Genomic DNA, 1,295 nt, shown 5'->3' with positions numbered 1-1,295 from the left:
GTTCGACCCGGGCGTGGGTGCGGCCCGCGATCACCTGCAGCACCGTGAAACCACCGATGGCGACGGCGCAGAAACCGAGGGCGAACCCGTGCAGGGTGCTGCCCGCGAGCCATTCCACCAGCAGGATCACCGCGCACAGCAGCGGGCCGTAGGCGACCGCGCGCCACCGCGCGCCGGGCTCGGAGAACAACACCATGGGAGGACCGCGGCGCCTGGGCGCCCGAGGATCAGCCGACCAGGCTCGGCAACAGGATCAGGGCGATGGTGACGACGGCCAGCAGGACCATCAAGCCGATGACCAACAGGTCGCGCCGCAGGCGGTGCTGCTGCTCGATCACCACGCGCATCATTGCCTCCGAATCCCCCGGTTCTGCCACCGGTCACATCACCGGGATTACCCCAAATCCCTGTGATCATGCTCACCATACACTGTGGCGTGTCAGTGACCAAAGACGTCGGTGTTCAACCTCGCGTTCACCGACGGTTCAGCTGGAAGTACTTCGTCGATTCCGGCCGGTAACTCAGGTACGCGGCGCCGACCGCAAGCACGCCCTGCACGATGGCGGTGCCACCGGCGATCATCGTGGCCACCGAGGTGTCGCCGGAGAAGGCGAACATCGTGGCCACCGCGCCCATCCCCAGCCAGACCGCGACAACGGTGAGCACCGTGCGCGCCCAGGACTTGCCCTTGCCGAGCTGCTGCGCGATCAGCACGGTGACCCCGGCGAGCACGAGCCCGACGACCGCGGTCAGCCCGAAGGCGAGCAGCACCATCACATCGACCGTGGACGCGGGGAAATTCGGGTCGCTCTTGTGCATCTCGTCGAGGAACTGCTTGCTCAGCTCGTCGCGCTGCCCGGTCATGGTGGCGATGCCTGCGCCGGTGTAGACGACCCCGAGCCCGGACACGGCCCACCACAGCTGACGTGCGGTGCCGACATCCTCGGGCATCGGGCGGGATTCGGGTTTCTGCGGTGGAACGATCACGACAGCCAGTGTGCAGCCTCGGTCGCCCAATAGGTGAGCACGATGTCGGCGCCCGCCCGGCGGATGCCGATCAGCGACTCCAGGACCGAGGCCCTGCGGTCGATCCAGCCGCGCTCGGCGGCGGCGGTGATCATCGCGTACTCGCCGGAGATCTGGTACGCGGCGACCGGGACCGTGGAGCGGTCGGCCACGTCGCGCAGGATGTCGAGGTAGGACATCGCGGGCACCTTCGAGTACCACCACCGCCCCACCCAGGGCATCGACCCGGAAACCGGCCAGGGCGACGCACACATCGCCTTCGCCTTCGC

The 1,295-nt window shown here is 68.1% G+C and carries 1 protein-coding gene and 2 pseudogenes; all 3 read right to left on the bottom strand.

Features of this window, described 5'->3' with window-relative positions; genetic code table 11:
• A pseudogene (locus tag ACWDNU_RS46070) lies at positions 1–196 on the bottom strand (hypothetical protein); the annotation flags it as partial.
• A 278-nt stretch (positions 197–474) separates the two neighbouring features.
• Positions 475–987 carry a hypothetical protein gene (locus ACWDNU_RS46065; RefSeq protein WP_355273963.1) on the bottom strand — a complete coding sequence of 171 codons (513 nt, stop codon included), beginning with the start codon at positions 985–987 and terminating at the stop codon, positions 475–477.
• Positions 984–1,295 (bottom strand): annotated as a pseudogene (locus ACWDNU_RS46060) (hypothetical protein); the annotation flags it as partial. The gene ACWDNU_RS46065 and the pseudogene ACWDNU_RS46060, both read right to left, overlap by 4 nt.

This window comes from Amycolatopsis sp. NPDC003676, assembly GCF_053587275.1.
Note: the sequence above shows the minus strand (reverse complement) of the source record. Positions and strands in the feature narration are given on the sequence as shown.